At 65.2% G+C, this 23,317-nt stretch carries 23 protein-coding genes, 1 pseudogene and 1 riboswitch; of the genes and pseudogenes, 17 read left to right on the forward strand and 7 right to left on the reverse strand.

The features are described 5' to 3' along the window. The first annotated feature begins 1 nt into the window (after nt 1). Nucleotides 2-961, forward strand: a complete 960-nt coding sequence (locus tag HNP46_RS12015) for a Nudix family hydrolase (RefSeq protein ID WP_184589116.1) — start codon at nt 2-4, stop codon at nt 959-961. Nucleotides 962-1,281: 320 nt separating this feature from the next. Here the strand turns inward: HNP46_RS12015 and HNP46_RS12020 are convergent, their stop codons facing one another. From HNP46_RS12020 to HNP46_RS12035, 4 genes and pseudogenes are all read right to left on the reverse strand, one after another. Continuing rightward, complete coding sequence (locus HNP46_RS12020) at nt 1,282-1,854, reverse strand: cob(I)yrinic acid a,c-diamide adenosyltransferase (protein WP_184589119.1); 573 nt, start codon at nt 1,852-1,854, stop codon at nt 1,282-1,284. 3 nt (nt 1,855-1,857) lie between these two features. After that, a complete protein-coding gene (locus HNP46_RS12025; RefSeq protein ID WP_184589174.1) occupies nt 1,858-3,909 on the reverse strand; it encodes a sensor histidine kinase in 2,052 nt (683 codons plus the stop codon). Between the two features lie 60 nt (nt 3,910-3,969). Continuing rightward, complete coding sequence (locus HNP46_RS12030) at nt 3,970-4,881, reverse strand: putative 2-dehydropantoate 2-reductase (protein WP_184589121.1); 912 nt, start codon at nt 4,879-4,881, stop codon at nt 3,970-3,972. Between the two features lie 37 nt (nt 4,882-4,918). Further along, nucleotides 4,919-5,899: pseudogene (locus HNP46_RS12035) on the reverse strand (response regulator); the annotation flags it as partial. A 140-nt stretch (nt 5,900-6,039) separates the two neighbouring features. On the opposite strand from HNP46_RS12035, the gene HNP46_RS12040 reads away from it, so the two are divergent. After that, nucleotides 6,040-6,519 (forward strand): YajQ family cyclic di-GMP-binding protein, encoded by a 480-nt coding sequence (locus HNP46_RS12040; protein WP_045209642.1) that lies wholly within the window; start codon nt 6,040-6,042, stop codon nt 6,517-6,519. 143 nt (nt 6,520-6,662) lie between these two features. Continuing rightward, nucleotides 6,663-7,508, forward strand: coding sequence for a mechanosensitive ion channel family protein (locus HNP46_RS12045; RefSeq protein WP_184589125.1), 846 nt, complete (start codon nt 6,663-6,665; stop codon nt 7,506-7,508). Between the two features lie 58 nt (nt 7,509-7,566). Here the strand turns inward: HNP46_RS12045 and HNP46_RS12050 are convergent, their stop codons facing one another. Both HNP46_RS12050 and HNP46_RS12055 read right to left on the reverse strand, forming a co-directional pair. Next, complete coding sequence (locus HNP46_RS12050; RefSeq protein ID WP_184589128.1) at nt 7,567-9,366, reverse strand: AmpG family muropeptide MFS transporter; 1,800 nt, start codon at nt 9,364-9,366, stop codon at nt 7,567-7,569. Nucleotides 9,367-9,406: 40 nt separating this feature from the next. Next, the gene (locus HNP46_RS12055) at nt 9,407-9,790 is read right to left on the reverse strand and encodes an MGMT family protein (protein ID WP_260403155.1); all 384 of its coding nucleotides are present in this window, start codon (nt 9,788-9,790) and stop codon (nt 9,407-9,409) included. A gap of 193 nt (nt 9,791-9,983) precedes the next feature. Between HNP46_RS12055 and HNP46_RS12060 the strand changes: the two genes are divergently transcribed. Next, nucleotides 9,984-10,988 (forward strand): DUF481 domain-containing protein, encoded by a 1,005-nt coding sequence (locus HNP46_RS12060; protein WP_184589130.1) that lies wholly within the window; start codon nt 9,984-9,986, stop codon nt 10,986-10,988. A 154-nt stretch (nt 10,989-11,142) separates the two neighbouring features. On the opposite strand, the gene HNP46_RS12065 is transcribed toward HNP46_RS12060, so the two are convergent. Next, nucleotides 11,143-11,901, reverse strand: coding sequence for an SDR family oxidoreductase (locus tag HNP46_RS12065; protein WP_184589133.1), 759 nt, complete (start codon nt 11,899-11,901; stop codon nt 11,143-11,145). Nucleotides 11,902-12,008: 107 nt separating this feature from the next. Between HNP46_RS12065 and HNP46_RS12070 the strand changes: the two genes are divergently transcribed. The 13 genes from HNP46_RS12070 (at nt 12,009) to HNP46_RS12130 (ending at nt 23,087) form a co-directional block, all read left to right on the forward strand. Continuing rightward, nucleotides 12,009-12,746: a HugZ family protein gene (locus HNP46_RS12070; protein ID WP_184589134.1), complete on the forward strand. Its 738-nt coding sequence runs from the start codon at nt 12,009-12,011 to the stop codon at nt 12,744-12,746. Between the two features lie 85 nt (nt 12,747-12,831). Further along, entirely contained in the window at nt 12,832-13,299 is a 468-nt protein-coding gene (locus tag HNP46_RS12075) for an FxsA family protein (protein WP_184589136.1), read from the forward strand. A gap of 236 nt (nt 13,300-13,535) precedes the next feature. After that, nucleotides 13,536-13,829 (forward strand): co-chaperone GroES, encoded by a 294-nt coding sequence (locus HNP46_RS12080; protein ID WP_009617968.1) that lies wholly within the window; start codon nt 13,536-13,538, stop codon nt 13,827-13,829. A 51-nt stretch (nt 13,830-13,880) separates the two neighbouring features. Next, nucleotides 13,881-15,521, forward strand: coding sequence for a chaperonin GroEL (gene groL, locus HNP46_RS12085; RefSeq protein ID WP_184589138.1), 1,641 nt, complete (start codon nt 13,881-13,883; stop codon nt 15,519-15,521). Between the two features lie 73 nt (nt 15,522-15,594). Then, nucleotides 15,595-15,657, forward strand: a riboswitch (Fluoride riboswitch). A gap of 64 nt (nt 15,658-15,721) precedes the next feature. Continuing rightward, entirely contained in the window at nt 15,722-16,105 is a 384-nt protein-coding gene (gene crcB, locus HNP46_RS12090) for a fluoride efflux transporter CrcB (protein WP_184589140.1), read from the forward strand. Between the two features lie 40 nt (nt 16,106-16,145). Continuing rightward, nucleotides 16,146-16,466 (forward strand): DUF190 domain-containing protein, encoded by a 321-nt coding sequence (locus HNP46_RS12095; RefSeq protein ID WP_184589142.1) that lies wholly within the window; start codon nt 16,146-16,148, stop codon nt 16,464-16,466. A gap of 141 nt (nt 16,467-16,607) precedes the next feature. Then, a complete protein-coding gene (locus HNP46_RS12100; RefSeq protein WP_184589144.1) occupies nt 16,608-17,291 on the forward strand; it encodes a response regulator transcription factor in 684 nt (227 codons plus the stop codon). Continuing rightward, nucleotides 17,281-18,555, forward strand: a complete 1,275-nt coding sequence (locus HNP46_RS12105) for a sensor histidine kinase (RefSeq protein ID WP_184589146.1) — start codon at nt 17,281-17,283, stop codon at nt 18,553-18,555. Before HNP46_RS12100 ends, HNP46_RS12105 begins: the two co-directional genes overlap by 11 nt. An 82-nt stretch (nt 18,556-18,637) precedes the next feature. After that, nucleotides 18,638-19,309: a class I SAM-dependent methyltransferase gene (locus HNP46_RS12110; protein ID WP_184589148.1), complete on the forward strand. Its 672-nt coding sequence runs from the start codon at nt 18,638-18,640 to the stop codon at nt 19,307-19,309. A gap of 3 nt (nt 19,310-19,312) precedes the next feature. Further along, a complete protein-coding gene (locus HNP46_RS12115; RefSeq protein WP_184589150.1) occupies nt 19,313-20,017 on the forward strand; it encodes a lipopolysaccharide kinase InaA family protein in 705 nt (234 codons plus the stop codon). Then, nucleotides 20,014-20,241 (forward strand): hypothetical protein, encoded by a 228-nt coding sequence (locus HNP46_RS12120; RefSeq protein WP_184589152.1) that lies wholly within the window; start codon nt 20,014-20,016, stop codon nt 20,239-20,241. Before HNP46_RS12115 ends, HNP46_RS12120 begins: the two co-directional genes overlap by 4 nt. 91 nt (nt 20,242-20,332) lie before the next feature. Beyond that, complete coding sequence (gene pncB, locus HNP46_RS12125; protein WP_184589154.1) at nt 20,333-21,532, forward strand: nicotinate phosphoribosyltransferase; 1,200 nt, start codon at nt 20,333-20,335, stop codon at nt 21,530-21,532. A gap of 79 nt (nt 21,533-21,611) precedes the next feature. Then, on the forward strand, nt 21,612-23,087 hold the full coding sequence (locus HNP46_RS12130) for a helicase HerA-like domain-containing protein (RefSeq protein WP_184589157.1): 1,476 nt from the start codon (nt 21,612-21,614) through the stop codon (nt 23,085-23,087). Nucleotides 23,088-23,317: the final 230 nt, after the last annotated feature.

Here is a 23,317-nt window from a genome sequence, read left to right on the forward strand (position 1 = left end):
TGTGAAACGAGTACATGTCGCCGCCGCCGTGATTCGCGGACTCGATGGCCGGGTACTGATCGCCCGCCGTCCGGACGACAAGCACCAGGGCGGACTCTGGGAGTTTCCCGGTGGCAAGGTGGAGGAGGGCGAAGCGGTGCAGGTCGCCCTGGCCCGCGAGCTGAAGGAAGAGCTGGGCATCGACGTCGAGCAGGCGCGCCCGCTGATCCGCGTGCAGCACGACTACAGCGACAAGCACGTGCTGCTGGACGTCTGGGAAGTCTCCGCCTTCTCCGGCGCGCCCCATGGCGCCGAGGGGCAGCCGCTGGCCTGGGTCGCCCCGCGCGACCTGGTGGATTACGAATTCCCTGCGGCCAACGAGCCCATCGTGCAGGCCGCGCGCCTGCCCGATCGTTACCTGATCACTCCCGACGGCCTGGAAATCCCGCAACTGGTGCAGGGCGTGCGCGCTGCTGTCGCCAGCGGCATCCGCCTGATCCAGCTGCGCGCGCCGAACATGTACAGCCCTGAGTACCGCGACCTCGCCGTCGACGTGCAGGGCCTGTGCGCCGGCAAGGCGCAGCTGATGCTCAAGGGCCCGCTGGAGTGGCTGGGCGACTTCCCGGCGGCCGGCTGGCACCTGACTTCCGAGCAGTTGCGCAAGTGCGCGCCCAACGGCCGGCCGTTCCCCCGCGAGCGTCTGCTGGCGGCTTCCTGCCACAGTGCCGAGGAGCTGGAGCTGGCCGTGCGCATGGGTGTTGATTTCGTCACCCTGTCGCCGGTGCAGCCCACCGAGAGCCATCCGGGCGAGCCGGCACTGGGTTGGGAAGCGGCGGCCGAACTGATCGATGGGTTCAACCAGCCGGTGTTCCTGCTCGGCGGCGTCGGTCCGCAGGACATCGAGCGCGCCTGGCAGGCCGGTGCCCAGGGCGTGGCGGGGATTCGTGCGTTCTGGCCGAAGGCCGATCAAGCGCCGCACTGAAGGCTTGTTGTAGGAGCGAGGGGACGCCATCGTTATTGCTCGCGAACCGCTTGGCACCGATGCCCGGCTTGTTCGCGAGCAAGCTCGCTCCTACAGGTTGGCGCCGACATACCTCGTCACGTAGGAGCGGAGCTTGTCCGCGATGTCCTGCCGCCGCCTCGGTGCTCGAACGTTATGCGCCATGAGTGGGCGTGATGCCGGGGACGCTACCCGGCAGAAAGTCTTCCGCCGCGTTGGATTTCGCGGACAAGGTCCGCTCCTACGGCAGTTACCAACTCGCCGGCCGTTGTCGTCATTGCCGCAAGTGGCCGTGGGAAGGGTCAGGCCGGCTTTTCAGCAGCCTGCCAGAGAATCTCTTCCACGCCCTGGCGGCGGGCGATGAAGCGGGCGGCAACGAACAGCAGGTCGGATAGCCGATTGAGGTAGCGCAGGCCTGCGCCTTCCAGCGGTTCCTCGACATTCAGCTGCTGGCAGCGGCGTTCGGCGTTGCGCGCCTGGGCGCGGCACAGGTGGGCGAGGGCCACCAGGCGCGAGCCGCCGGGCAGGATGAAGTTCTTCAGCGGCCCGAGTTCCTCGTTCCAGCGGTCGATCACCGTTTCCAGCCGCTCGATTTCGGCGTCGTTCAGCGCACGGTACTCCGGCATCGCCAGCTCACCGCCGAGGTCGAACAGGCGATGCTGGATCGGTGCCAGGACGCCGATCACTTCCTCCAGCGCACTGCTGCGCGCCTCGTTCAGCCCGGCCAGCAGCAGGCCGAGGTGGCTGTTCAGCTCGTCCACCGCGCCCATGGCTTCCACCCGCGGGTGGTGCTTGGGCACGCGGCGGCCGTCGGCCAGGCCGGTTTCCCCGGCGTCGCCGGTGCGGGTGTAGATCTTCGACAGGCGATTGCCCATGGCTCAATGCTCCTTGTCGCCCTGCGCCAATAGCGGCAGCGGCGGGGAAATCTCGGCGGTCAGCGGCAGGCGGATGGTGAAGCAGGTGCCCATGCCCAACTCGGACTGCACTTCCATCTGCCCCTTGTGGTTGTTGGTGACGATGAAGTACGAGACCGACAGGCCCAGCCCGGTGCCCTGGCCGACTTCCTTGGTGGTGAAGAAGGGTTCGAAGATGCGCTTGCGCACGTTCTCCGGCATGCCGCAGCCGTTGTCCTCCACCTGGATTTCCGCCCACGGCGGATTGAGCCGGGTGCGCAGGGTGATGCGGCCGTACTCGCCTTCCTCTTCGTCGTCGCGCAGGTGGATGGCCTGGGCGCCGTTCTTCAGCAGGTTGAGCAGCACCTGTTCGATCTCGTTGGCGATCACCGGCACCGGGCCCAGGCGCTGGTCGTACTCGTGGACGATCTCCAGCGACTTGAAGTCGAAGCCGCCGGTGAGGTCGAAGTCGTTGCCGGCGATCTCCACCGCCTGTTCCAGCAATGCCGGCAGCTCGCAGGCGGCCATCTGCCGGTGGCTGCGGCGGCTGAAGGAGAGCATGTGGGTGACGATCTTGGCGGCGCGGGAGCCGGCGTACTGGATGCCGTCCATCAGCTTGGGAATCTCCCGCGCTTCCAGGTAGTGGTTCAGGTCGTCCAGGCGCACGCCCACTTCGCCGGCCACCTCGAGGTTCTTCGGCAGTTCCTGCGACAGGCGCCGGCGGATGTTCTGCACGTTGTGCAGGATGGCGCCCAGCGGGTTGTTGATCTCGTGGGCCATGCCGGCGGCGAGACCGCCGACGGAGAGCATCTTCTCCGACTGCACCATCATCTCTTCCATGCCCAGGCGGTCGGTGATGTCGTCGATGCGGATCACCGCGCCGCGGCCGGTGCCGCCCATCAATGGGTAGAAGGTCAGGGCGTAGTGGCGCGGGGCGTCGGTGAGGGCCCAGGTGACCCGCTCGACGCGCTCGACCTTGTGCTGCTCGGCGGCACGGGTGAGCTGCGGCAGGAACGGCTTGAGCGAGGGGAAGGCGAGGAACACCGGCTGGTTCACCGCGTCGTCCAGGCTGGTGCCGGAGAGCTGGCTGGCTTCCTGGTTCCACTGGGTGACGTAGAGCTGTTCGTCCACCGCGATCAGCGCCGAGGGCATGGAGTCGATGATGCTGTTGAGGTAGTGCTGGAAGCCGGTGAGCTTCTTCTCGATCTTGCTGCGCACCTGGACTTCCAGCTCCAGTTTGCGGTTCGAGCGGCGGGTTTCCTCGGCCAGCGACTGGGCCTGCTCGACGGCTTCCTGGGCATCGTCGCGGGCGCGCTTGAGCTGCTGCTCGCGGGCTTCGATGCGGGTCAGCATGGTGTTGAAGGCGTCGGCCAGGCGACCGATCTCGTCGGCGTTGCCGCGTTCGGCGCGCAGGGCGTAGTTCTCTTCGCGGGTGACCTGGCGCGACAGCTCTTCCAGGCTGCGGATCGGCCGGGTGATCAGGCGGCGGATCTGCTGGGCGATGAGCAGCCAGAGCAGCACCGACACGGCCAGGATCACCAGGCTGGCGGTGAGGGTGCCGGTGTAGAAGGCGCCGGGCAGCTCGCTGCTGGCTACCAGCAGCAGGTAGCCGCTGTTGCGACCGGCCTGGGGCAGCTCGAAGAGGGCGTTGAGGCGGTACTCGTGCTGGCGCCAGCGTTCCAGGTGGTCCAGGCGCTCGGGCAGGGCGATGGGGCCGTTGCTCGGGGTCTGGGCGATGCGTTCGCCATTGCTGTCGTAGAGCGCGGCGGCGCGCAGCGGCTGGTAATCGTCCAGCTGGCGCAGCAGGACCTGGGCCTGGGTCGGCGAGGACAGGGCCGGTTCGCTTAGCGCCGGGTTGGCGATCAGTCGGCCGATGGTCTGCAGGGCCTGGGGCGCGACGCTGTCCTGGGAGATCCAGTAGGCCGCGCTGATGAAGGCAAGGTTGGCCACCAGCATCACAGTCGCCAGCAGCACCAGCAGGGCGGCGAGGATTTTCTGGCCGACCGGCAGGTCTTCCAGGCGCTGGCGCAGGTTCATGGGTGAAGGCATGGGCGCGTCAAGGAGAAAAACGGAAGAGGCGGGCAGGGTAGCCCGCCATCAGTTGTCGGGCAATCCGCGCGCCACCAGGCAGGCGCGCAGTCGTTCGTGCAGCGCACGCAGCTGCGGCAGCCCCAGGTGCAGGCGCTCGCCCTCGCGGCAGGCATGGCCGAGCAGGTAGGCGATCTCGCTGCGCCGGCCCTGGGCGACGTCCTGGTACATGGAGGAGAAGTTCGCCGCGGTAGCCGCTATCACCCGCTCCACGTCGCCCTGCAGCTCCCTGGCGGCGGCGGGGTAGCCGGTGGCGTGGAGCAACTGGCCGAGTTCGTCGCACAGCCCGGCCACTTCCGCCGGATGGCTGGCCAGCTCGCCGTTGCGGCACTGGTGCAGCACCGTGAGCGGGTTGATCGCGCAGTTCAGTGCCAGCTTGCGCCACAGCCGTTCGAGGATGTCCTCGCTCCACTGCACGGGAATCTCCGCGCGCTGCAGGTCGGCCAGCCAGTCCGGCGCGGGCCCGCCGGCTTCGTCGCCCAGCCAGGTCTGGCCCTGGCCGGCGAAGACCACGCGGAAGTCGGCCTCGCGGAACGCGCCTTCAGTGCTGGAGGCATACAGGCAGCGGGCACGCGGCAGGTGGGCGCTGACCGCCTGCTGGCTGCCCAGGCCGTTCTGCAGCAGGATCAATTCGGCGCCCGGAGCGAGGCGTGCAGCCACGCTGGCGGCGGCGGACTCGGCGTCATAGGCCTTGCAGGCCAGCAGCAGGCGCTGGATCGGCGCGCCCTGGGCGGCGGTTTCCGCCGGGATCGGGTAGAGGCTCGCGCGGCCGTCTTCCACCAGGGTGATGCCACCCAGGGCGCGGTAGGCATTGAGGCGCTGGCGGTCGCGCAGCAGCAGGCGCACCGGCAGGCCGGCGCGGAACAGGCGGGCGGCCCACAGACAGCCGAGGCTGCCGGCGCCGAGGATGGTCCAGGTCATGGAGGGGACTTCGCAGTGACGGGGCGTACCGCGAAGTCTAGCGCAGGCCGGTCAGCCGGCTGGCATTGATTCGTCCGCTGGCATAGGCGTCGGGCAGCAGTGAACGGCCCTGCTGCATGAGCTGTTCGACCTCCAGCGGCAGCGCCTTGGCGTCCAGACCGACGAGGCTGATGCCGGCCTTGAGGGTGATGAAGCCCTCGCTGGTCTTGAAGGCCTTGAGGTTGAGCCCCTCGTGCAGCCGGCGGAAGCTGCTGGGCGAGCATTCCTGCAGGTCTTCGAGCAGGGTGATCAGGCCGAAGTGCTGGTCGTCCAGGCGCGCCAGCACGTCCAGCGGTCGCACCAGCTGCTGCAGGCGGCGGGCGACGCCGTGCAGCAGTTCGTTCTGGAACGACTGGCCGTGCTTCTGCCCCAATTCCACCAGCTCCGGCAGGCCGATGAGCATGTAGCACACGGCGCCGCCGCGGGATTCCACCTGGCGGATGCTGTCGGCCAGTTTCTGTTTCAGGTAGCGCTGGTTGCCCAGGCCGGTGGCACTGTCCACCAGGTTGCGCTGTTCCAGGCTGGTGATGTTCTCGGTGAGCAGGCGGTTTTCCATCAGCAGGCGCTGCAGGGTGTTGCTCAGGCGGTCGGCGGCCAGTACGCGGGGCACCAGTTGCTCGTTCATCGCCGACTTGCTGACGAAGTCGTCCACGCCGCGGTCGAAGGCTTCGGCCAGGGCGCTGTCGCCTTCCTTGCCGGTGAGCAGGATGATGTAGGTGTAGTGGTCGCCGCTCTCGTCGAGCTGACGCACCCGCGCGGTCAGTTCCAGGCCGTCCATCTCCGGCATCAGCCAGTCGGCGAGCAGCACGCTGACCGGGTGTTTCTCGAGGACTTCCAGGGCCTCGCTGGCGCTGCTGGCGAAGCGCACGTTCTGGTAGCCGGCCTGGCTCAGCGCGCGACCGATCATGGCGCTGGAGAACTTGGCGTCATCGACCACCAGGATGCTGAGATGGTTGGTAGGCATGGATTGTCTCGGAAACGGATAGGAAATGCCGGCTCTGGGCGTCAGAGGCCGGGCGCGGTCTTGTCTGTCAGTTATAATGACCGCGCATTTTTATCGTCAAGCCAGGCTCGATGCTGACTGTGAACCGCATCGCGCCGTCCATCTGGAGAGATGTCATGCCTTCGTTCGACGTGGTGTCCGAACTGGACAAACACGAACTGACCAACGCCTTGGATAACGCCACCAAGGAACTGGACCGCCGTTTCGACCTGAAGGGCAAGTGCAGCTTCGAGGCCAAGGAAAAGTCCATCACCCTGACCGCCGAGGCGGATTTCATGCTCGAGCAGATGCTCGACATTCTTCGCTCCAGCCTGGTCAAACGCAAGATTGACGCGCAGTGCATGGAGATCAAGGATTCCTTCGCCTCCGGCAAGGTGGTCAAGCAGGAAGTCGATTTCCGCGAGGGCATCGACAAGGACCTGGCGAAGAAGATTGTCGCCCTGATCAAGGACAAGAAGCTCAAGGTCCAGGCCGCCATCCAGGGCGAGCAGGTACGTGTCACCGGCAAGAAGCGCGACGACCTGCAGGAAGCCATTGCGCTGCTGCGCGGTGAGTCCCTGGGCATGCCGCTGCAGTTCAACAACTTCCGCGACTGATCTGCGCTGCCGACTGCACCGCTGCGGAACCTCAACGCCCTTGTGGCGTCGCAGTTAGAGAGTCGCTCGGCGAACACCCGACCGCCATGGCTTGCCATGGCGGTTTTGTTTTTGGAATGGCAATAGACAAGGGGCCTGCACCTATGGATATGAATTACGAGCAGATGATGAACAGCGCGGAGGCCTGGACTCCGATAGCCCTGGCCTACCTGGGCAATGCCCTGCTGGCGCTGCTGACCCTGCTGATCGGCTGGTGGGTGATCAACCTGTTCACCCGCCGCGTGGGCGGGATGCTGTCCACCAAGCATGTGGACAAGACGCTACAGGGCTTCATCGGCAGCATGGTCAACATCATCCTGAAGATCCTGCTGATGGTCAGCGTGGCCTCGATGATCGGCATCCAGACCACCAGCTTCGTTGCCGCCATTGGTGCCGCCGGCCTGGCCATCGGCCTGGCGCTGCAGGGCAGCCTGTCGAACTTCGCCGGCGGCGTGTTGATCCTGCTGTTCCGCCCGTTCAAGATCGGCGACTGGATCGAGGCCCAGGGCGTGTCCGGCACCGTGGACAACATCATGATTTTCCACACCGTGCTGCGTACCGGTGACAACCGCACCGTCATCGTGCCCAACGGCGCGCTGTCCAACGGCATCATCACCAACACCTCGACGCAGACCACCCGCCAGGTGACCTTCGACGTGAAGCTCGCCTACGACGCCGACCTGGACAGCGCCCGCGCCATCCTCAAGGAGTTGGCGGACGATCCGCGCGTGCTCAAGTCGCCGGCGCCGGTGGTGGTGGTCGCCGGCCTGGGCGAGAACTCGGTGACCCTGTCGCTGCGTCTGTGGACCGCCAACTCGGATTACTGGGCGGTGACCTTCATGCTCAATGAGCAGGTGCGCCTGCGTCTGCTCGACAGCAGCATCGACCTGGCACCGAGCAAGGTGGTGCGCGTGGTCAAGGGCGAAGAGGATTCCGTGCTGGCGGATTGATCGATGGCATGGACATGAAAAAGGCCGGCATTCGCCGGCCTTTTTCATGTCTGCTGGATCAGTTGCGCTCTGCGCTGGGCTGTTGCGTCGGAGCTTCTTCGCTGGCGCCGTTGGTCAGGTCGTTGCTGCGGCGCAGCCACAGCCAGCCGATCAGCAGCAGGGTCGGTACTCCGAGCAGGGCAGTGACGAAGAAGAAGCGCTCGTAGCCCATGCTTTCGACCATGGTGCCGGAATAGCCGCCGATGAAGCGCGGCAGCAGCAGCATGGTGGAGCTGAGCATGGCGTACTGGGTGGCGGAGAACTTCAGGTTGGTCAGGCTCGACAGGTAGGCGACGAAGGCCGAGGTGGCCAGGCCGCCACTGAAGTTGTCGAGCATGATGGTCACCACCAGCATGGTGACGTGGGGCTCCAGCGCGCCGAGCAGGGTGAACACGCTCTGGCCGAGCAGGTGCGGATCGTCGATGGCGCCCATCTGCGCCAGGACGGCGAACAGCAGGTTGGTCCCGGCCGAGGCCGCGCCACCGATGAACAGGATCGGCAGGATGCTGAAGCGGGCGATCAGCACACCGCCGGCCGCGGCGCCCACCAGGGTCATGATCACCCCGAACAGCTTGCTGACGGTGGCGATGGTGTCCTTGGAGAAGCCCATGTCGATGTAGAACACGCTGGCCATGGTGCCCATGACGGTGTCGGACATCCGGTAGGTGGAGATCAGCCCGAGCAGCAGCAGTGCCTGCCAGCGGTAGCGGCGGACGAACTCGGTGATCGGCGTCAGCACCGGCGCCATCAGCAGGCGTCCGGGCGCGGAGATGCAGCTCAGCGAGATCAGCAGGTAGAGGATCGCCAGCCACCACTTGCCGGCTTCGGCCATGTTGATGAAGGCGGTGCCGGTGACCAGCAGGATGATCAGCACGATCACCGAGACGGCCTGGTGGACGAAGTCGAACTGCGGCAGGCCGCGGCCGTGCACGGCGAGCAGCAGCGGGCGGCGCACCTTCGACAGCAGCTCGCGCACCGGGCGGATCTGCCGGCGGCCGTGGGGCGTCATGCAGATGCCGATGAAGATGCCGTACAGCGCGGCACGCGGCCATGCCTGGGCGGTCAGCGCGGTGAGCATGGCCGGCACCGAGATCAGCAGCACCAGCAGGGTCAGCACCGAGAGCAGCTGGTGATTGAAGGCGAAAGCCGAGCTGCCGGCCTGCGGCTGCACGTTCACCGGCGGCTCTTTCATCAGCAGGGTGGTGATCAGGCCGGGCAGGATGGCCAGCGCGCACACCGCGTAGGTCAGCGCCCAGGCCGACTGGCTGTAGTGCAGGACGCTGGAGCCGGCCCATTCGGCGAGGAACAGCACGCCGGCGGTGGCGAACAGCACGGCGACCCGGTAGCCGGTCATGTAGCAGGCGGCCAGCGCGGCCTGGCGGGTGTTCTCGGCGATTTCCAGGCGATACGCATCGATGGCGATGTCCTGGGTGGCCGAGGCGAACGCCACCACCATCGCCAGGGCGATCAGCCAGTTCAGGTGCGATTGCGGGTTGCACAGCGCCATGCCCAGCAGGCCGATGGCGATCAGCCCCTGGGAGAACACCAGCCAGGAGCGGCGTCGGCCCAGGCGGCCGATGAAGGGCAGGCGCCATTGGTCGAGCATCGGCGACCAGACCCACTTGAAGGCGTAGACCAGCCCGATCCAGCTGGCGAAGCCGATGGTTTCCCGGGCGACTCCCGCTTCACGCAGCCACACCGAGAGGGTGGAGAGCACCAGCATGTACGGCAGGCCGGCGGCGAAACCCAGCAGCAAAAGCGCGAGGCTGGCGGGAGACTTGTAGGCAATCCATGCCTCTCGCCAGGAGTGCTCTTTCATGGGGGGATGTTTTCCAGCAGGACGAAAAATTACGCGAACTCTACTCGGACTGCTCACCGCTAGGCCAGCCGTGCCGACGTATGTCCACCCGATCGTTATGGATTCTGACACCCTCGGCACGCAATCGTGCGCGTTGCTCGTTACCCGAGACGGTGCCGATCGGCAGGCTGATGCGTCCGCCAGCGGCTATCACCCGATGCCAGGGCAGGCGCGTGCCGTCGGGCAATTGGCTCATGACCCGGCCCACCAGGCGCGCGGCGCGGCCCAGGCCGGCCAGGCGGGCGACATCGCCGTAGGTGATCACGCAGCCCTCGGGTACCTGGGCGATCACCAGGAAGATCGCCTCGCGGCGCACCTGCAGGCTTTCCAGGCCGAGATCGGCGGGAGGGGAGCCGGCGGGCCGGCGGGACTTGGGATTGGGCATCGAAAGCGTCGTGGTAGACAGGCCGATGGTCAGCATATCCGCTGGCGCAGGACTGACAAATCGGAAAATTCCTGAGACCCATCTGTCAGGGATGGTGAACTCCCTGCATCTCGGCCGGTCAGTCGTTGCTCTAGTGTCGGGTATCTGGATAATGCCCGGCTTTTTGCCCACTCAGTCCAGTTGAATCCGACTCATGTTCTCTAGAGCCCTGCTGTCCGTTGCCCTCGCTTCCTGTTCGCTTTCCGCCCTCGCCGACACCGTCTGGCTGAAGAACGGCGACCGCCTCACCGGCACCGTCAAGCTCTACGACGGTGGCAAGTTGCTGCTGGCGACCGACTACGGCGGCGAGATCACCCTGAAATGGGACAAGATCAAGACCCTGGAGACCGACCAGAACCTGCTGGTGAAGTACGACGACGAGCAGGGCGAGCATTCCAAGGGCCTCAAGGCCTCGCCGGACGAGGGCAAGGTCACGCTGGTCAACGGCCAGCCGCGCGAGGTGGAACTGGCGAAGATCGAGCAGATGATGCCGCCCAAGCCGATCCTCGAGGACTGGGTGTGGACCGGCAACGTCGACTTCTCCCTGGACCACAAGCAGGCGGAAAACGATGTCGAGGACTACGACATCGACTTCAAGACCAACGCCCGCCACGGCCGCTGGCGCCATAACCTGCAGGGCGAGTACAACCGCGAGAAGAAGGACAACCAGGTCAGCACCGACAACTACTCGGCGCAATACGCCCTGGACCGCTTCCTCGACGAACACTGGTTCTGGCAGGGCCAGGCGCAGTACAAGCGCGACTGGATCGAGGACCTGCAGAAGAAACGCACCATCGGTACCGGTCCGGGCTACCAGTTCTGGGACAACGAGCTGGGCGCGTTCTCCCTGGCGACCCTGGTCAACCGCAACGACTACGAGTTCGTCGACGACGAGAAGACCCATTTCTACAGCACCAGCCTGAAATGGGACTACAACCGCTACCTGCTGGCCAAGCAGTTCGAGCTGTTCACCAACGGCGAAGTCAGCAAGCCGCTGGCCTCCAACGTCGACTACGAGCTGGAGAGCGAGGCGGGCATCCGCTACAAGCTGACCTCCTGGGCGTCCCTGAGCCTGAAGGCTGAGTGGGACAAGCTCAGCGGCAACGACGGCGACGTCAACGAGCGCCGCTACACCGTTGGCCTGGGCGTGGGCTGGTAGGTCAACTTCATGTAAGAGGGAGTCTGTTTATGTAGGAGCGAGCTTGCTCGCGAACCGCTCGGCACTGGGGTGGAATTGTTCGCAAGCAAGCTCGCTCTTACGAAGAGCATAAAAAAGCCCCGCACATGGCGGGGCTTTTTCATGGCCGGACGGATTACAGGCGCAGGCCGCCGTCCAGCTCCAGCACGCGGCCGGTGTAGTAGTCGTTCTCGAGGATGTAGGCCACCGAGTGGGCGATCTCCAGCGGCTTGCCCAGGCGCTTGAGCGGGATGCCAGCGGTCATCTTCTCCAGGGCTTCGGGCTTCATGCTGGCGACCATGTCGGTCTCGATGAAGCCGGGCGCCACGCCCGCCACGCGGATGCCGTAGCGCGCCAGTTCCTTCGCCCAGACCACGGTGTCGGCGGCAACGCCGGCCTTGGCCGCGGAATAGTTGGCCTGGCCCATGTTGCCGGCGCGGGAGATGGAGGAAATATTGACGATCGCGCCTTCGTTCTTCAGCTCGATCATCTTCGCCGCCACTTCGCGGGTGCAGAGGAACACGCCGGTCAGGTTGACGTCGATCACCGCCTGCCACTGCGCCAGGCTCATCTTGCTCAGCTCGCCGTCCTTGACCTTGATGGTCAGGCCGTCGCGCAGGATGCCGGCGTTGTTGACCAGGCCGTTGATGGCGCCGAAGTCGCTGGCGACCTGGGCCACCATGTGGGTAACCTGTTCTTCATTGGCGACGTTGCAGATATAGGCACGGGCGTCACCGCCGGCGGCCTTGCAGGCCGTCACGGCTTCGTCCAGCTTCTCGGCGTTGAGGTCCACCAGCGCGACGCGCGCGCCCTTGCCGGAGAGGTACTCGCCCATGGCGCGGCCCAGGCCCTGGCAGCCACCGGTGATGATGATGACCTTGTCTTTCAATTGCATCGGAACAACCCCACGAACAGTTTCTGGTGAAAGGCCCCGCCGGCAGCTGTGCACAGAGTCAGTCCTGCCCGTCCGTTTACGACGGATTCTTTGCGAGGAGTCATAAGTTGAGCGTGAAAGCTGCCAAGCATGCCCGAGAACTGCTGCTCAAGGAATACCGCGGCGTCCTCTCCACCCACTCGAAGAAGTGGCCCGGCTTCCCCTTCGGCTCCGTGGTGCCGTACTGCCTGGACGAGTCTGGCCACCCGCTGATCCTGATCAGCCGGATCGCCCAGCACACCCATAACCTGCAGCAGGACGGCAAATGCTCCCTGCTGATCGGCGAGCGCGGCGTCGACGACATCCAGGCCGCCGGCCGCCTGACCCTGCTGGCCGAGGCGCGGCTGATCGACGACGTCGACGCCATCGCCGGCGCCGCCGAGCGTTACTACCGCTACTTCCCCGGCTCGCAGGACTACCACATCGTCCACGACTTCGATTTCTGGGTGCTGCAACCGGTGCAGTGGCGCTTCATCGGCGGCTTCGGCGATATCCACTGGCTGGGCGCCGACAGCGTGCCCCTGGCCAACCCCTTCGTCGGCGAGGCGGAGAAAAGCATGGTCGAGCACATGAACAGCGACCACGCCAACGCCATCGAGCACTACGTCGCCCTGGCCGGACTGCCCGCCGGCAAGGAGCCGCAACTGGCGGGAATTGATACCGAAGGTTTCCACCTGCGCATCGGCCAGGGCCTGCACTGGCTGCCGTTCCCCGCGCCCTGCGGCAACGCTGGCGCGGTGCGCCAGGCGCTGGTGCAACTGGCCAGGGCGGACGTCTGGCCGGGCAATGAAGTGATCCAGGCCTGAACGTCCCTGTGCCATCCCTTGAAATCGCAACGGGGCGTCGCCACCTAGCTTTCTACCCGGGCAATGACCCGCCAAGGATTCATCGATGCGAGTTCCCCTGTTTCTGATTCTTCTGTTCCCGCTGATCGAGCTGGCCGTGATGATCAAGGTCGGCAGCGTCATCGGCGTGGGCTGGACCCTCCTGCTGATCATCGCCGGCGCCTTCATTGGCGCCGCGGTGCTGCGCGTGGCCGGTGTCGCCACCGCACTGCGGGCCCGCGAGCGGCTCAACCGCGGCGAACTGCCCGAGCAGGAAATGCTCGAAGGCCTGGTCATCGCCCTGGGCGGCGGGCTGCTGATGCTGCCGGGTTTCATCAGCGACGTGTTCGGCCTGCTCTGCCTGATTCCGTTCACCCGCCGACTGATGCTCGGCCGCGTGCGCCAGCGCATGCAGGAGCAGGCCGAGCGTCGTCGCGCCTTCGCCGACGATCCGAGCGCCCAGCACCGCAGTGGGCCCAGCGTAATCGAAGGCGAATACCAGCGCCGCGAGGAAGACCGCGACCGCCTGCGTTGAAATCGGGCGGGCAGCGCTGCCCGCCGCCCCGCCGCGGGTAAAATTTTTTTCGTCACACCCTTGAAATGCCTTGTAGCGACCTTATGTACCGGTCACCGCAAGGTCCCTGTCATACGCACAGGCTGCTCTTTACGCGTCTCGCCCGCCGGGACGCAAACCGGCACCGCCGGATTCAATAAAACCTGCCGGGCATCGATCTGGCCGTTGGAAAATCACAGTTTGGGAGAGTTACGACTATGAAGCTTCGTCCTCTGCATGATCGCGTCGTCATCCGTCGCAGCGAGGAAGAGACCAAGACCGCAGGCGGCATCGTGCTGCCGGGTTCCGCCGCCGAGAAACCGAACCGCGGCGAAGTCGTCGCCGTCGGCGCCGGCCGCGTGCTGGACAACGGTGAAGTTCGCGCTCTGGCAGTGAAAGTGGGTGACAAGGTGGTCTTCGGCCCGTACTCGGGCAGCAACGCCATCAAGGTCGACGGTGAAGAGCTGCTGGTGATGGGCGAGTCCGAAATCCTCGCCGTCCTGGAAGACTGATCCAGTCCGTCCCTGCCAAACCCACTGAATTCGATTTAGAGGAAAGAGAACATGGCTGCCAAAGAAGTTAAGTTCGGCGATTCCGCCCGCAAGAAAATGCTGGTCGGCGTAAACGTCCTGGCCGACGCCGTCAAAGCCACCCTGGGCCCGAAAGGCCGTAACGTCATCCTGGACAAGAGCTTCGGCGCTCCGACCATCACCAAGGACGGCGTTTCCGTTGCCAAGGAAATCGAACTCAAAGACAAGTTCGAGAACATGGGCGCCCAGCTGGTGAAAGACGTGGCCTCCAAGGCCAACGACGCTGCCGGTGACGGCACCACCACCGCCACCGTTCTGGCCCAGGCCATCGTCAACGAAGGCCTGAAGGCCGTCGCTGCCGGCATGAACCCGATGGACCTCAAGCGCGGCATCGACAAGGCCACCGTGGCCATCGTTGCCCAGCTGAAAGAGCAGGCCAAGCCCTGCGCCGACACCAAGGCCATCGCCCAGGTCGGCACCATCTCCGCCAACTCCGACGACTCCATCGGCAACATCATTGCCGAAGCCATGGACAAGGTCGGTAAAGAAGGCGTGATCACCGTTGAAGAAGGCTCGGGCCTGGAAAACGAACTGTCCGTCGTAGAAGGCATGCAGTTCGACCGTGGCTACCTGTCCCCCTACTTCATCAACAAGCCGGACACCATGGTCGCCGAGCTCGACGGCCCGCTGCTGCTGCTGGTCGACAAGAAGATCTCCAACATCCGCGAGATGCTGCCGGTCCTCGAAGCCGTTGCCAAAGCCGGCCGTCCGCTGCTGATCGTGGCTGAAGACGTCGAAGGCGAAGCCCTGGCTACCCTGGTCGTCAACAACATGCGTGGCATCGTCAAGGTCGCAGCCGTCAAGGCTCCGGGCTTCGGCGACCGCCGCAAGGCCATGCTGCAGGACATCGCCATCCTCACCGGCGGTACCGTCATCTCCGAAGAAGTCGGTCTGAGCCTGGAAGGCGCCACCCTGGAGCACCTGGGTAACGCCAAGCGCGTGGTTCTGAGCAAAGAAAACACCACCATCATCGATGGCGCTGGCGCTCAAGCCGACATCGAAGCTCGCGTCCTGCAGATCCGCAAGCAGGTCGAAGAGACTTCCTCCGACTACGACCGTGAGAAGCTGCAGGAGCGTCTGGCCAAGCTGGCTGGCGGTGTTGCCGTGATCAAGGTTGGCGCTGCCACCGAAGTCGAGATGAAAGAGAAGAAAGCCCGCGTTGAAGACGCCCTGCACGCTACCCGCGCTGCTGTGGAAGAAGGCGTGGTGCCTGGCGGCGGCGTCGCTCTGGTACGTGCTCTGCAGGCCATCGAAGGCCTGAAGGGCGACAACGAAGACCAGAACGTCGGTATCGCTCTGCTGCGTCGCGCTGTCGAAGCTCCGCTGCGCCAGATCGTTGCCAACTCCGGCGACGAGCCGAGCGTGGTGGTCGACAAGGTCAAGCAGGGTTCGGGCAACTACGGCTACAACGCTGCTACCGGTGTCTACGGCGACATGATCGAGATGGGTATCCTCGATCCGGCCAAGGTCACCCGTTCGGCGCTGCAAGCCGCTGCTTCCATCGGCGGCCTGATGGTCACCACCGAGGCCATGGTTGCCGAAGTGGCTGACGACAAGGCTGCCCCGGCCATGCCGGACATGGGCGGCATGGGTGGCATGGGCGGCATGATGTAAGCCACCCGGCACCTGCTGTAAGAAAAAGCCCCGCCTAGGCGGGGCTTTTTCATGGGCGTCGGATATGCCAGACTGCGGCGCAGGAGATGGCATTCCTCCTTCAACCGCCCTCGTGGCTGATGATGCCTACGCATAGACCTGGAAAGGCGCGTAGGCGCTCGCCTGCAGCCTGTCCAAAACACTTTTCCCAGGACAGGACCATGTGGAAATCCATTCTCGCCGTCTCCCTCGGAGCCGCTCTCGGCGCACTGCTGCGCTGGATGCTCGGGCTCAAGCTCAACACCCTCCTGCCCTCGATGCCCCCTGGCACGGTGGTCGCCAACCTGGTCGGCGGCTACATCATCGGCGCCGCCATCGCTTTCTTCGCCAATACGCCCGGCGTCGCGCCGGAGTGGCGGCTGCTGATCATCACCGGCTTCTGCGGCGGCCTCACGACCTTTTCCACCTTCTCGGCGGAGGTCGTCGTACTGCTGCAGCAAGGGCGCCTGGCCTGGGCGATGGGCACCATCGCCACGCACCTGGCCGGTTCCCTGCTGATGACCCTGGCCGGCCTCTGGTCGGTGCACTGGCTGATGGGCCGCTAGGCCCGCTGATCAAGGGGCCTGCGGGCCTCGGGAGGAAGCGATGAACGGGTTCCAGTTGAAGTTCTTCACCCAGCAGGACCGCAAGCACGCCGGACTGCCGCTGGCCCAGTGGCTGCTGGAGGAGGCGCGCCGGCAAGGCGTGCGCGGCGCCACCCTGATGACCGCCAGCGAAGGATTCGGCAAGACCGGGCGCATCCACTACGCACACTTCTTCGAACTGGCTGACCAGCCCCAGGAAGTCACCATGGCGGTGAGCGAGGCCGAGTGCGAGCGTATCTTCGAGGCCATCCGCGTGGCGGGCGTGAAGCTGTTCTATGTGAAGACACCGATCGAATTCGGCGTTACCGGTGAGGACGACTGAGGCGCGCTTCCCGTTTTCGGCGCACGCTGGAGCGTGCCGTCGAGCAAAAGGCGGGCGATGGAATGTGAAAATTCCGTCAAAGGCGTTTAAGTTCCATTTAAGCTGGTTACGCTAGGATGCATCTGCTTAAAAGGAGAGCACATGCGCATTCTGCTGGTTGAAGACAATCGGGACATCCTGGCCAACATGGCCGACTACCTGGGCCTCAAGGGCTACACGGTGGATTGCGCCCAGGATGGCCTGTCCGGATTGCACCTGGCGGCCACTGCCCACTACGACCTGATCGTGCTGGACGTGATGCTGCCGGGCCTGGACGGCTTCACCCTGTGCCGGCGCCTGCGCGAGGACGCGCGGCGCGACACCCCGGTGATCATGCTGACCGCCCGCGACCAGCTCGACGATCGCCTGCAGGGCTTCCGCTCCGGCGCCGACGACTACCTGCTCAAGCCTTTCGCCCTCTCCGAACTGGCCGCCCGCATCGAGGCGGTACTGCGCCGCAGTCAGGGCGGCGGTCGCCGCGAACTGCAGGTCGCCGACCTGAGCTACAACCTCGATACCCTGGAGGTGAGCCGCGCCGGCAAGCCGCTCAAGCTCAACCCCATCGGTCTCAAGCTGCTGGCGGTGCTGATGCAGAAGAGCCCGCACGTGGTACGCCGCGATGTGCTGGAAGAGGCCGTCTGGGGCGACGACTGCCCGGACAGCGACAGCCTGCGCAGCCACGTCCACCAGCTGCGCCAGGTGATCGACAAGCCGTTCGGCTCCTCGCTGCTGCACACGGTCCACGGCGTCGGCTACAAGCTGGCGGAAGAAACGCATGGAGTATAAGCAGAGCCTATCCCGACGGATTGTCTTTGCCTTCGTACTCATGACCGCCGCTGTCGGCGGCCTGTTCTCGGTCGGCATCGTCGGCGTCGTGCATATCGTCGAAGAGCGCCTGATTTCCCGTGACCTGGGCGGCGAGCTGGACCGCATCATCAATGAGGACCTGGGCAACGGCCAGGCACCCAAGCTCGATCCGGGGATGCGTTTCTTCATCAGCGACGGCGCCGGTGTCTACGCCATGCCGCCGGCGCTGCGCCGCCTGGACGACGGTTTCCACGAGGTGTTCGACGGCGAGCTGTCGTTCCACGCGCTGGTGCGCGATATCGATGGCCGCCGTGTGGTGCTGCTGCAGGACCAGAGTGATTTCGAGGCGCGCGAGCAGATTCTCTACGCCGCGGTGGTCACCGGCTACGTGCTCAGTCTCACCCTGGCCGGGCTGCTCGGCTGGCTGCTGTCGCGCAAGGTCATGGAGCCGGTATCGCGCCTGGCGCGTCAGGTCCGCCATCGCGACCAGTTGCTGGAGCTGGCACCGCCGATGGCGCCGGACTATGCCAACGACGAAGTAGGCGAGCTGGCTGCGGCCTTCGACTACGCCATGGGGCGCCTGCAGGACGTGCTGACCCGCGAGAAGCTCTTCACCAGCGACGTCAGCCACGAGCTGCGCACGCCGCTGATGGTGATCGCCACCAGTTGCGAATTGCTCGCCGAAGAACCGGGCCTGAGCCCGCGGGCCCGTGCGCAACTGGGGCGGATGACCAGCGCGGCGGAGGAGATGCGCGATCTGGTGCAGACCTTCCTGCTGCTGGCCCGCGCCCAGCGCAAGGACATGGGCATCGTCACCCAGGCAGGGTTGCGGCAGATCGGTGATGAACTGGTCGGCCAGTGGCGCAGCACCATCGAGGCGAAAGGGCTGAAACTGGAGTATTTCCCCGAGCAGGCCATGCCGGGACAGTTCAACGCGTCCTTCCTGCGCTCGGTCATGAGCAATTTATTGCGCAATGCCATGCATTACACCGAATCCGGCAGTATCCGCTTACAACTTTCCGGCAACGGTTTCTGGGTCGAAGACACCGGCGCCGGCATCCCGGAAGCGCAGCGAGAACGGGTCTTCCAACCCTTCGTGCGGGGCGAAAACCCGCGTGGTGAGGGGCTTGGCCTGGGCTTGTCGCTGGTCAAGCGGATCTGCGCCTCCGAAGGCTGGGACGTCACCCTGCGCCCGGTGGAACCCCACGGCTGCCGCTTCGAAGTTCGCCTAGCCGTTCTTTGACGAAAACTTCACAAGTGCACGACCCGGCTATGACAGGCTGGCTCGTATCGTTCGCCCTGAAATTGGGAAAGGTAAAAATCCGATGAGTGACAAATCCGTCGACCTGGAGTTCTCCCACAAGTACGACCGCCAGCATGCAGAGCGTTACCTGCGCAAACATCAGGCCGGTCTGTCGCGGAAACTTTCCCACTGGCGAGATGTCCAGATAGCCCGCCAGGCGCTCAAGCTCGCCGGCCAGCCCAACCTGGTGCTCGACCTTCCCAGCGGGGCCGGACGCTTCTGGCCGATGCTGGCCGAAAAGGAGAACCGGGTGATCATCGGCGCGGACAATTCCGCGGACATGATCGCCGTGGCCTGTGCCGGTCAACCGAACGAGGTTGTAAAACGCGTCCGACCTTTGCAGACTTCGGCCTTTGCCGTTGATCTTCCGGACAACGCTGTCGACAGCATCTTCTCGATGCGCCTGATGCACCACATCGGCGAATCCGATGACCGCCTGACGATGTTGCGCGAGTTTCACCGCGTGACCCGCGATTCGGTGATCCTGTCGATGTGGGTCGATGGCAACTTCAAATCCTGGAAACGTGCTCGCGCCGAGTCGAATCGCAAGAAACACGCCTACCAGAACCGCTTCGTGATTCCCGCCAAGACCATCGAGGCGGAGTTCCGCCAGGCTGGTTTCAAGGTCCAGGATCACATTGATTTCGTCCCGCTCATCCATATGTGGCGGGTCTACATTCTGCGTAAGGAGTGATGGATGGCCGCTGATCTGGCGTCGCTGCAGCAAATTTCCGGTGAGAACGCCATTGACCGCTGGCTGCAGGTGCCTGGCAAGTGGGTCGAGGAGCCCAATCGCCGGCGTGGTGGCGAAAGCGGTGTGCAGCGTGTCCTGACCTCCGATGGCCGGATGCTGTATCGCAAGCAACAGGTCGGCCACATCTATCGCGACCTCCTGCATCCCTTCGGCTATCCGACCGCCATCCGCGAGCGCAACGCGCTGAAGGCTGCCGAGGCCCTTGGCGTGCGCGTGCCGACCCTGGTCTACGCCGGCTGCCGCAAGGTGGACGGCGAGTGGCAGGCGCTGCTGGTCACCGAATCCCTGGATGGCTTCAGCAGCCTGGAAGACTGCTATGCCCGTGGCGATCAGGAGCGCTGGGGCGACGCGCTGCACCAAAGAATTCTGCAACATTACGGTAGTACCCTTGCAAAACTGAACGCCGGCCGCTGGCAGCACGGCTGCCTGTACCTCAAGCACGTATTCGTGCGGGTGGACGGCGACAGCATCGAAGTAGCCCTGATCGACATGGAAAAGGCCCGCCAGCGCTTCAGCGCCCAGCGCGCCGCTCGTCACGATCTTCGTCAGGTAAAACGCCGTTCGTCGTGGACCGAGACGCAGTGGCAAGCATTTGTCTATGGTTACCAAGCGGCGTTTGGCAGCGCCATCAAAGGGTTGCAGACATGAAGTTAGAAATTACGCGAGGTTTGCTCCTCATCGGTGCGCTTGGGGTAGCAACCCTCGCGGCGGCGGCCTGGCATGAGCCAGGACCTTCGGTCATTTCCGGACACGGCGGGCTGGACAGCTGTCCGATGCCGGCCAACCTGCGCGCCAAGCAGCAGGATCTTCGTCCGGACCACGACCTGCTGCTGTTCCTCTTCGGCATGTCCCAGGGCAGCAAGGCCCGCTGATCTCTGCTGAAGACGCAAAACCCCGCCTCGGCGGGGTTTTTTGTGGGCCAGGGGTTTAGACTGCCGGTTCGATGCCTGCGACGAGACGAGCATGAGCGACAGCGTATTTTCCCGGCGGACCGTGCAGAACCTGCTGGATACCGACTTCTACAAGCTGAGCATGATGCAGGCGGTGCTGCACAATTACCCCAACGCCGAGGTGGAGTGGGAGTTCCGCTGCCGCAACGAAGAGGACCTGCGCGCCTACCTCGACCCGCTGCGCGAGCAGATCGAGCGCCTGGCCGAACTGTCCTTCGCGCCGCAGGACCTGGCCTTCCTCGAACGCATCCCTTTCTTCAAGCCGGACTTCATCCGCTTCCTCGGCCTGTTCCGCTTCAACCCCAGCTACGTGCAGCTGGGCGTGGAGCACGACGAGCTGTTCCTGCGCCTGAAGGGCCCCTGGCTGCATGTGATCCTCTTCGAGGTGCCGCTGCTGGCGACCATCAGCGAAGTGCGCAATCGCCACCGCTACCCGGGCACCACGCTGAGCTCGGTGCGCGAGCGCCTGCAGGAGAAGTTCGACTGGCTGCGCGCGCAGGCCAGTGCCGAGGAACTGGCCGGCTTCAAGATGGCCGACTTCGGCACCCGTCGACGCTTTTCCTACCGGGTCCAGGAGGCGGTGGTACGCGACCTGCGCGATGGCTTCCCGGGGCACTTCGTCGGTACCAGCAACGTCCACCTGGCCCGCGAGCTGAACGTGAAGCCCCTGGGCACCATGGCCCATGAATGGCTGATGGCCCACCAGCAGCTCGGTCCGCGGCTGATCGACAGCCAGGCCGCCGCGCTGGATGCCTGGGTCCGCGAGTACCGCGGCCAGCTGGGCATCGCGCTGACCGACTGCATCACCATGGAAGCCTTCCTGGCGGATTTCGACCTGTATTTCGCCAAGCTCTTCGATGGCCTGCGCCACGATTCCGGCGACCCGCTGGAGTGGGCGGAAAAGGCCATCCGGCACTATGAGAAGCTCGGCATCGATCCGCAGACCAAGACCCTGGTGTTCTCCGACGGCCTTAACCTGCCACGCGCGCTGGAGATCTACCGGGCGCTGCGCGAGCGCATCGACGTCAGTTTCGGCATCGGCACGCATTTCACCTGCGATGTACCGGGCGTGCAGCCGATGAACATCGTGCTGAAGATGACCGCCTGCAACGGCCACCCGGTGGCGAAGATCTCCGACGCGCCAGGCAAGACCCAGTGCAAGGACGAGAACTTCCTGCGCTATCTCCGGCACGTCTTCAAAGTCCCGTCCTAGCCGATTGCGCAGGGCGGCCGGACGCGCCACTCTTGTGCGATGCACTCACGGTGTCAGGCCCACTGAAGGGGAACAACGGATGTCAGCCACGAACGAACTCATCATTGGCGCAGGTCCCGACGGCCAGCCGGTCGGCCAGTCCTGGAAGCTCGCCAACCGCCACGGCCTGATCGCCGGCGCTACCGGCACCGGCAAGACGGTGACCCTGCAGCGCCTCGCCGAATCCTTCAGCGATGCCGGCATCGCGGTGTTCGCCGCCGATATCAAGGGCGACCTCTGCGGTATCGCCGCTGCCGGCAATCCCCAGGGCAAGGTCGCCGAGCGTATCGCCAGCATGCCCTGGCTGGATTACCAGCCGCGCGCCTACCCGGTGAGCCTCTGGGATGTCGCCGGCAAGACCGGCCATCCGCTGCGCACCACCCTGTCGGAGATGGGCCCGCTGCTGCTGGCCAACCTGCTGGAGCTGACCGAGAGCCAGCAGGCGGCGCTGTTCGCTGCGTTCAAGGTGGCCGACCGTGAAGGTCTGTTGCTGCTCGACATGAAGGACCTCAAGGCGCTGCTCAACCACTTCAAGGAGCATCCGGAAATCCTCGGCGAGGACCGTGCGCTGTTCACCGGCGCCTCGTCCCAGGCCTTGCTGCGGCGCCTGGCGCTGCTGGAACAACAGGGCGCCGAGGCGTTCTTCGGCGAGCCGGCGCTGCAACTGGAGGACCTGCTGCGTCCCGAGGCGGACGGCCGCGGGCGCATCCACCTGCTGGACGCCAGCAAGCTGGTGCACGACGCGCCGAAGGTCTACGCCACCTTCCTGCTCTGGCTGCTGGCCGAGCTGTTCGAGCAGTTGCCCGAGCGTGGCGATGCGGACAAGCCGATCCTGGCGCTGTTCTTCGATGAGGCGCACCTGCTGTTCAACGGCACGCCCAAGGCCCTGCAGGACCGCCTGGAGCAGGTGGTGCGGCTGATCCGCTCCAAGGGCGTGGGCGTCTACTTCGTCACCCAGTCGCCCGGTGATCTGCCGGACGACGTGCTGGCACAGCTGGGCCTGCGCATCCAGCACGGCCTGCGGGCATTCACCGCCAAGGAGCAGAAGTCCCTGCGCGCGGTCGCCGACGGCTTCCGTCCCAACCCGGCGCTCGACACGCTCAAGGTGCTTACCGAACTGGGCATCGGCGAGGCGCTGGTCGGCACCCTGGAAGAGAAGGGCACGCCGGCCATGGTCCAGCGCGTGGCCGTGGCGCCGCCACAGTCGCGTATCGGCCCGCTGAGCGATGCCGAGCGCGCCGACATCATCCGCCGTTCGCCCCTGGCTGGCCGCTATGACCAGCCGATCGACCGCGAGTCCGCCTACGAGAAGCTCACCGGCCGCGCGGACGACAAGATGGCGCCCACCGAGCAGAAGGGGGCCGGCACCGACTTTGGCGGCATGGCCGGCGAGATCCTCGGCTCCCTGGCCAGCCAGGTCAGCAAGACCGTGGTGCGCCAAGCGGCGAACCAGATCGGCCGACAGCTGGTGCGCGGGTTGATGGGCGCACTGTTGGGCGGTAGCAAGCGGCGCTGAATAGCTTCCTGTAGGAGCGGACCTTGTCCGCGAAGTGATCCGCTTTCCGCCGGATCTTTCAGGGGCGCCGGGCAGATTTCGCGGACAAGGTCCGCTTGTGTCTGCCTTTCCCGATACGATCGTAGGTGAGAGCGACGCAAGGCAAGCTGCAGGTCCGCAGTGTTCGAGCACGAGTAGGAGCCCAAGCTGCCTTGCGCCGTCCTCTGACCAAAGCCCGAACAGTTGAACGA

The sequence above is a fragment of the Pseudomonas nitroreducens genome, from assembly GCF_014204515.1.
In the GTDB taxonomy this organism is placed as follows: domain Bacteria; phylum Pseudomonadota; class Gammaproteobacteria; order Pseudomonadales; family Pseudomonadaceae; genus Pseudomonas; species Pseudomonas nitritireducens_A.

What these genes read in the sequence shown, in the direction of transcription:
- HNP46_RS12020 (WP_184589119.1), bottom strand. Translation starts at nt 1,854, where the DNA reads ATGGGCAATCGCCTGTCGAAGATCTACACCCGCACCGGCGACGCCGGG.
- HNP46_RS12025 (WP_184589174.1), bottom strand. Translation starts at nt 3,909, where the DNA reads ATGAACCTGCGCCAGCGCCTGGAAGACCTGCCGGTCGGCCAGAAAATC.
- HNP46_RS12030 (WP_184589121.1), bottom strand. Translation starts at nt 4,881, where the DNA reads ATGACCTGGACCATCCTCGGCGCCGGCAGCCTCGGCTGTCTGTGGGCC.
- HNP46_RS12040 (WP_045209642.1), top strand. Translation starts at nt 6,040, where the DNA reads ATGCCTTCGTTCGACGTGGTGTCCGAACTGGACAAACACGAACTGACC.
- HNP46_RS12045 (WP_184589125.1), top strand. Translation starts at nt 6,663, where the DNA reads ATGGATATGAATTACGAGCAGATGATGAACAGCGCGGAGGCCTGGACT.
- HNP46_RS12050 (WP_184589128.1), bottom strand. Translation starts at nt 9,366, where the DNA reads ATGAAAGAGCACTCCTGGCGAGAGGCATGGATTGCCTACAAGTCTCCC.
- HNP46_RS12055 (WP_260403155.1), bottom strand. Translation starts at nt 9,790, where the DNA reads ATGCCCAATCCCAAGTCCCGCCGGCCCGCCGGCTCCCCTCCCGCCGAT.
- HNP46_RS12060 (WP_184589130.1), top strand. Translation starts at nt 9,984, where the DNA reads ATGTTCTCTAGAGCCCTGCTGTCCGTTGCCCTCGCTTCCTGTTCGCTT.
- HNP46_RS12065 (WP_184589133.1), bottom strand. Translation starts at nt 11,901, where the DNA reads ATGCAATTGAAAGACAAGGTCATCATCATCACCGGTGGCTGCCAGGGC.
- HNP46_RS12075 (WP_184589136.1), top strand. Translation starts at nt 12,832, where the DNA reads ATGCGAGTTCCCCTGTTTCTGATTCTTCTGTTCCCGCTGATCGAGCTG.
- HNP46_RS12080 (WP_009617968.1), top strand. Translation starts at nt 13,536, where the DNA reads ATGAAGCTTCGTCCTCTGCATGATCGCGTCGTCATCCGTCGCAGCGAG.
- groL (WP_184589138.1), top strand. Translation starts at nt 13,881, where the DNA reads ATGGCTGCCAAAGAAGTTAAGTTCGGCGATTCCGCCCGCAAGAAAATG.
- crcB (WP_184589140.1), top strand. Translation starts at nt 15,722, where the DNA reads ATGTGGAAATCCATTCTCGCCGTCTCCCTCGGAGCCGCTCTCGGCGCA.
- HNP46_RS12095 (WP_184589142.1), top strand. Translation starts at nt 16,146, where the DNA reads ATGAACGGGTTCCAGTTGAAGTTCTTCACCCAGCAGGACCGCAAGCAC.
- HNP46_RS12100 (WP_184589144.1), top strand. Translation starts at nt 16,608, where the DNA reads ATGCGCATTCTGCTGGTTGAAGACAATCGGGACATCCTGGCCAACATG.
- HNP46_RS12105 (WP_184589146.1), top strand. Translation starts at nt 17,281, where the DNA reads ATGGAGTATAAGCAGAGCCTATCCCGACGGATTGTCTTTGCCTTCGTA.
- HNP46_RS12110 (WP_184589148.1), top strand. Translation starts at nt 18,638, where the DNA reads ATGAGTGACAAATCCGTCGACCTGGAGTTCTCCCACAAGTACGACCGC.
- HNP46_RS12115 (WP_184589150.1), top strand. Translation starts at nt 19,313, where the DNA reads ATGGCCGCTGATCTGGCGTCGCTGCAGCAAATTTCCGGTGAGAACGCC.
- HNP46_RS12120 (WP_184589152.1), top strand. Translation starts at nt 20,014, where the DNA reads ATGAAGTTAGAAATTACGCGAGGTTTGCTCCTCATCGGTGCGCTTGGG.
- pncB (WP_184589154.1), top strand. Translation starts at nt 20,333, where the DNA reads ATGAGCGACAGCGTATTTTCCCGGCGGACCGTGCAGAACCTGCTGGAT.
- HNP46_RS12130 (WP_184589157.1), top strand. Translation starts at nt 21,612, where the DNA reads ATGTCAGCCACGAACGAACTCATCATTGGCGCAGGTCCCGACGGCCAG.